The following is a 5,451-nucleotide window of genomic DNA, read 5'->3' as shown; positions in this document are numbered from 1 at the left end:
TGCAGGACCGCGCGAACACTACAAATTAGCAGACTATTCCAAGCAATCTTAGCACGTCTAAACATGGCCGATAAAGCCATCTTTTTATAGCTTTTAAGCCCAGCTCTCTCAAATTTTGCCCAACAGATTGAATTAGTAACTAATATTCCCATCAAACAAAACGCTAGCCAACACCATTGAATTTTGGATAAATTATTATGAGGATTTTCTTGTTTGAGGGCAACTTCCAGTTGATTTAGATATTCTTTAATAAAGGGAAGCGGTTGAGAAAACATAGACAAAAAATTATTTTTAATTAATTGATAAGGTATAACAATATTTCATTAAAAATTAGTCAACAAGAAAAAAGTATATCATCGAGTATTAGATAAGCTAGCTTATTGATTGTGTTCTCTCCTTCGAAATCTACGGGAGAAAGATCTTTGGCTAGGCTGAAGACTTGCTTAAAGATGTAAGGAGCTTTTTTTTCTACAGCAAGGGTAGGTTCAATTTTATAAATCTAATCTAAAATACAAGCTTGCTCTGTAAAATTTCCCCTTTTGTGAGGAAAATGGAAATGTACTATCTCGTAGTAAAGAGAGATCATAGCTGGTGAAGAATGGGATTGAATTTCTTTGACAGGTGAGCTAGATAAAGGAGGTGTATAAAGGAGAGATTGAGGAGTAACCGTAGAGATAGGCTGCGGAGAAACAGCTCGAACTTCGTTAGAGGAGGGAATAGATAAAGAAGATGAGGAAGTAGAAGGTTGAAGTGCAACTATGGGGAGAGGGGGGGCTATGGTTTTGCTGTAGTTTTTCTAGGGCAAATTGCCTTATCTTTTAATTTTCACCTAGCAAATTTTTGGTCCATTTATAGCTTATCTCTTCTTTCTTCGTCAGCTCTTCACTCTCCTGGCTCATCAACTCTTCCAATTGGTTTTCGAGCATTTTCTTTAAAGCTGGATTGCCTTGAATTTGCGGTTCTTCCAGAAGATTGAATAAAAGTTCAGTATAACCTTCACTAGAATGTCCTAAAGAGGAAAGTATCTTTTTCTGGGGTTTTTCGGAAAGAGGGCGAGAAATAGGCTGGGAAAGTGAAGAGGATGGGTGAACTGAAGAAGAATGTGAGGATCGTTTAAGGCAAAACTCTAGGTAGGTTTGGGCCTTTTCATAATTAGGGCTTAAATGTAGAGCCTGCAGTAAAGCTTCTATGGCTGCTTCATGGTCTTCTTGTTCAACATATTCTTTACCCCTTAAAAAATGCTTTTCGGCTTCTTCGTTAGGCTCTTGTTTAGGTTCTTTTTCTAAAGGATGGGAGGTGGCTGTTTCAGCCAAGTGTCTGATCGTATAGTTGGGCACATAATTTTTGATGGGCTGCCTATCTAAGGGGCAGAGCTTATTACGAGCTAAGCATTGGATGGGGGCAGAGCTTATTACGAGCTAAGCATTGGATGATGGTATCTTCATTAAAGGTGTGGCCACAAGGGACTAAGGTAACCGCTTTAGTCATCAACTCCCCTGAGACAGCATCTTCTATATTCGCTGAAACTGTGGCTCGAAAGTCTGTCTGTATGCTAGAGGTTGAATTGGAGGGGATGATTTAGGCTCCTTGAGTTTTATAAGTTAACACTTTCTTCAAGTTTAGGTGAAGGTGTTCCTTTTTGCCTAATAGATTTACTCCTCATACTTTTTTTAGCAAGTTGTTATTTAATAAAGGCAAAAGTTTGCGCCGCTATTTTAAGGGGATAATTTTGCTAGGATCATTAGCATTTTAAGGGATAGATTTTAAAGCTTTCGCCGCTTAAGAGGTGGGAAACAAGGAACCTTTAAAGTCATGCTTTTAAATTTAGGCCCATGAAGATACGACGATGGCCTGAGGAAAAGGCCAGCTGCCTCAGTGTTTCATGAGTGAGCCAGGTATGATCTGCAATAGGCCTTTCATACGAAGAGTGAAAGAGTACGGGCTTTAAACTAGCTTGATATCTTGTAAAAGAGTGCTTAACTTGAGGAAGCTCTTTGATATATTGAGTTTCTAAAGACCATTGCAAAAACATCTCTTCTTGAAGACGTTGATAGCTCCAGCCTAGGGGAGGAGTTTCAAAATAAGGAAATTCATGTAAATCGGACATGATTTCACCTTTTTGCCCTCGTTTGACAAGTAATTTATTATCAAATATAATGATAGGAACTGCTCGATATAGATAGCTTGTCTCCACTTTGGTGGATTTAAAGGGTAATTGCTGAGCTGTACCATTCCTATAGCCCTTACAGCTAGATCTTAAAGGACACTCCATACATTTAGGCTTTTTCTTACATATTGTTGCCCCTAGTTCAATGAGAGCTTCATTTTGAATCCAAGCCTCATCCTCAGGGAGGATTTCTAGAGCAATTTTACGTAAATTATTTACGGTTTTTTTTTAGCAAAATCCTCTTTAATCTCAAAATAACGGGATAAGACGCGAATAACATTGCCATCAACAGCTGCAGCACGTTGGCGAAAAGCAAAACTTAAAATGGCCCCCACGGTATAAGGGCCTAATCCTTTTATTTTTTTTAATTCCTCTTCATTAGAAGGGAGTTGCCCCTGATGATGAGTTACAACATATTGAGCGGCTTGATGTAAGCTTCTTGCTCTTGAATAATATCCTAAGCCTTCCCATAATTTGATGATCTCATCAAGGTCTGCTTCAGCAAGAGAAGCTATAGAGGGAAAGCGCTGCATCCATCGATGAAAGTAAGGAATAACCACGGAGACTTGCGTTTGCTGCAACATGACCTCCGACACCCAGACAGCATAAGGAGATGGATGATTACGCCAGGGAAGAGTGCGTTTCTCAGCTAAGAACCATTCTTTAAGCCTTTTAGAATCAATTGAATACATAAAACCTAATAAAATATGCATTTTTCCAATAGAAAAAATGATATTATACGTGATGAGCTTAATGAGGTAAAGATGATAGACGAAGCATTAAAAATTGCCATGAGCGCTCTCGTAAATGTTTTGCGCGAGTTGTTAGCCAATATGGAAGAAGAGCAGTATGCTATTATGGCGCAAAATGCTCCAGCTTTTCAAGTGATCATGAATAGTAGAGAGCCTCTTCTAAATTCTATGCAAGCTTTCAGAGGTACAATGGTGCAGGAAATCAATAAGTTAAAAGACCTTCATCCCGAGCATGCCGATCTTGAAAGCGATCAAGAAAGGTTAAAAAATTTAGCTCGATTGGCAGGCGCTGATAACATTGAGCTGTTAACTCTGCGGGATCAAATTCTAGCTCTTTCAGAGCAGATGGAAAAGCAAAACACTTACAATAAACTACTTTTAGGCAATCAGCAAAATGAGTCTGAGACTGAAAATTATTCCCATCAATACAAACCTCGACTAGCCGCTAGGGTTAAGCCTCAAAAAAGTTCTATTCTCCCTAAGCAGATTCTTCAAACAATAGAAAGAACGGCCGAAGAAAATTAAAGTTTTCAGATATGTCTTTAATTTTTTAAGAAACAGTCCATAAGTTAGCTCACTTAAAGTCTATTGTAGTAAAGCTTGGCCTTTGAAGGCTGAGGGGACAAGGTTAAGCAAAGTTATGCTTGTTACGCTTTTAACACAGATAAAAGTTAGGTGTTTTAGCAAAAAAGTTAATGAAAATTCTAAAAAGAGCTTTTTTATTAAAGGATATCTACCAGTTGATGCTCAAGGTTTTGTTTAACAGCATACTGCTTTTCCCATGTCTCAGTAAATAAAGCGATCGGCCGATTGTAACGGTCTTGGACGATTAAGCTGTTACTAGGTTTTTGAAAAGTTTTAATATCACCCAGTAGCCAAGCACTGCATTTGTAGGGTAAGGAAGAAACTGTTGTATCGACACCATATTCATCTTTTAAGCGGTATTGCATCACTTCGAACTGTAGCTGCCCTACAGCAGCAAAAAATTAGCTCAGCGCCATATTCGTAAGGTTTAAGAAGCTGTATGGCTCCTTCTTCTGTTAATTGATAAACACCTTTATCAAAGGATTTACGCTTGCCCACATCTTTGGGAGAAACATGCGCAAAAATTTCGGGTTGAAAATGGGGGATGGGTTTAAAGTTGAAACCGCCTTTAGTCGAAATGGTATCGCCTACGGAAAATACGCCTGGATTAATTACACCGATTACATCGCCAGCATAACCTGTATCCACAATGGTACGTTCTCCAGCTAGCATGCCATGAGGGCGCGAAAGGCGTACTTCTTTAGCCGTGCGATGATGCTTAACAAGCATGTCGCGCTCAAATCTACCTGAGCAAATTCTTAAAAAAGCCATGCTATCACGATGTTTTTTATCCATGTTAGCTTGTATTTTAAAAACATAGGCACTAAACGGTGCTTCTACAGGGTCGAGCGTTTTTTCTTCTCCATTGTTTAAGTTAACTAGGCGAGGTTGTGGAGGCGGGGCAAGATGGATAAAGGCATCAAAAAAAGGTTCAACACCGAAATTGGTTAAAGCCGATGCAAAAAATACGGGAGTCACGTTACCTGCTAAAAAATGCTTATAATCAAAAGGGTTACCAGCCATTTCTAATAATTCTAGCTCTTGCATTAAATGATGGTGAGCTTCTTCTCCCATAAGCAGAACGATTTCAGGGCTGTTTAGAGGATAACGGGTAATTTCAGCTTTTTGCGCGCCACCTACTGATGTTTTTGCAAAAAGAAGCACCTGCTTTTCTAATCGATCGTATACACCCTTAAAAGAAGCTCCGCAGCCAATCGGCCAATTAAAAGCTGTAGATTGAATACCGAGCACATTCTCTACTTCGTTCATAAGGTCGAGGGGATCGCGTCCAGGCATGTCCATTTTATTAATAAAGGTCAAGACTGGGATTTTGCGAAGTCGGCACACTTCGAAAAGCTTACGCGTTTGTTTCTCAACCCCTTTAGCAGCATCAATAACCATAATAGCACAGTCGGCAGCCGTGAGAGTTCTATAGGTGTCTTCAGAAAAATCTTCGTGACCAGGGGTATCTAAAATATTAATCAATGTCTCTTTGTAAGGAAACTGCATGGCCGAGGAGGTAATAGAAATCCCTCTTTCTTGTTCCATAGCCATCCAATCGGAAGCGGCAGCTTTGCGTCCTTTACGCCCCCGTACAATTCCTGCGGTATGAAGCATACCGGAATATAGCAACAGCTTTTCTGTCAGGGTCGTTTTGCCCGCATCAGGATGGCTGATAATGGCAAATGTCCGGCGTTTAAAAATCTCAGCTTGCAGGTCTACTTTATTTTCTAAGGGGCTCACATCTTTCCAGTAATTGTTTAGTTTAAAATGAAAAATAGTGTAACATTTTAGCTAATATAACCCAAACATCTTAAAGGAGGAAGTTCCGATAAATTAGCTTGGTAGATGTTAGAGAAGCTACGGCTTTCTTTTGTTAATTAAAATAATTTAATAAAGGATTGAGCTACTAGAGGCTTAATTATTAAAAGCCATCCATATTTTTCC

Annotated in this window: 7 protein-coding genes and 1 pseudogene; 2 read left to right on the top strand and 6 right to left on the bottom strand. The window is 39.3% G+C overall.

Features of this window, described 5'->3' with window-relative positions; translation table 11 throughout:
- Positions 1 to 275 (bottom strand): annotated as a pseudogene (locus DB41_RS12350) (transposase); the annotation flags it as partial.
- A gap of 543 nt (positions 276 to 818) precedes the next feature.
- Positions 819 to 1,337, bottom strand: a complete 519-nt coding sequence (locus tag DB41_RS07910) for a tetratricopeptide repeat protein (protein WP_039386154.1) — start codon at positions 1,335 to 1,337, stop codon at positions 819 to 821.
- A 92-nt stretch (positions 1,338 to 1,429) separates the two neighbouring features.
- On the opposite strand from DB41_RS07910, the gene DB41_RS12345 reads away from it, so the two are divergent.
- Entirely contained in the window at positions 1,430 to 1,582 is a 153-nt protein-coding gene (locus DB41_RS12345) for a hypothetical protein (RefSeq protein WP_238578473.1), read from the top strand.
- A gap of 228 nt (positions 1,583 to 1,810) precedes the next feature.
- Here the strand turns inward: DB41_RS12345 and DB41_RS12340 are convergent, their stop codons facing one another.
- A complete protein-coding gene (locus DB41_RS12340; protein WP_238578472.1) occupies positions 1,811 to 2,272 on the bottom strand; it encodes an NUDIX domain-containing protein in 462 nt (153 codons plus the stop codon).
- A 110-nt stretch (positions 2,273 to 2,382) separates the two neighbouring features.
- A complete protein-coding gene (locus DB41_RS12335) occupies positions 2,383 to 2,859 on the bottom strand; it encodes an A/G-specific adenine glycosylase (RefSeq protein WP_238578471.1) in 477 nt (158 codons plus the stop codon).
- 15 nt (positions 2,860 to 2,874) lie between these two features.
- On the opposite strand from DB41_RS12335, the gene DB41_RS07900 reads away from it, so the two are divergent.
- Entirely contained in the window at positions 2,875 to 3,444 is a 570-nt protein-coding gene (locus DB41_RS07900) for a hypothetical protein (protein ID WP_039386153.1), read from the top strand.
- A 197-nt stretch (positions 3,445 to 3,641) separates the two neighbouring features.
- Here DB41_RS07900 and DB41_RS12540 read toward each other — a convergent pair whose 3' ends face one another.
- Positions 3,642 to 3,869 (bottom strand): hypothetical protein, encoded by a 228-nt coding sequence (locus DB41_RS12540; protein WP_255350925.1) that lies wholly within the window; start codon positions 3,867 to 3,869, stop codon positions 3,642 to 3,644.
- Positions 3,847 to 5,247 (bottom strand): peptide chain release factor 3, encoded by a 1,401-nt coding sequence (locus DB41_RS07895; RefSeq protein ID WP_202965118.1) that lies wholly within the window; start codon positions 5,245 to 5,247, stop codon positions 3,847 to 3,849. Before DB41_RS07895 ends, DB41_RS12540 begins: the two co-directional genes overlap by 23 nt.
- Positions 5,248 to 5,451 lie beyond the last annotated feature (204 nt).

The organism is Neochlamydia sp. TUME1, from assembly GCF_000813645.1.
Taxonomy (GTDB): Bacteria; Chlamydiota; Chlamydiia; order Chlamydiales; family Parachlamydiaceae; genus Neochlamydia.
The sequence above is the reverse complement of the archived record's forward strand: the minus strand, read 5'-3'. Positions and strand labels throughout refer to the sequence as shown.

Coding starts and splice junctions, on each gene's coding strand:
- DB41_RS12340 (WP_238578472.1), bottom strand. CDS start 2,272: ATGGAGTGTCCTTTAAGATCTAGCTGTAAGGGCTATAGGAATGGTACA.
- DB41_RS12345 (WP_238578473.1), top strand. CDS start 1,430: ATGATGGTATCTTCATTAAAGGTGTGGCCACAAGGGACTAAGGTAACC.
- DB41_RS12335 (WP_238578471.1), bottom strand. CDS start 2,859: ATGTATTCAATTGATTCTAAAAGGCTTAAAGAATGGTTCTTAGCTGAG.
- DB41_RS12540 (WP_255350925.1), bottom strand. CDS start 3,869: ATGCAATACCGCTTAAAAGATGAATATGGTGTCGATACAACAGTTTCT.
- DB41_RS07900 (WP_039386153.1), top strand. CDS start 2,875: ATGCATTTTTCCAATAGAAAAAATGATATTATACGTGATGAGCTTAAT.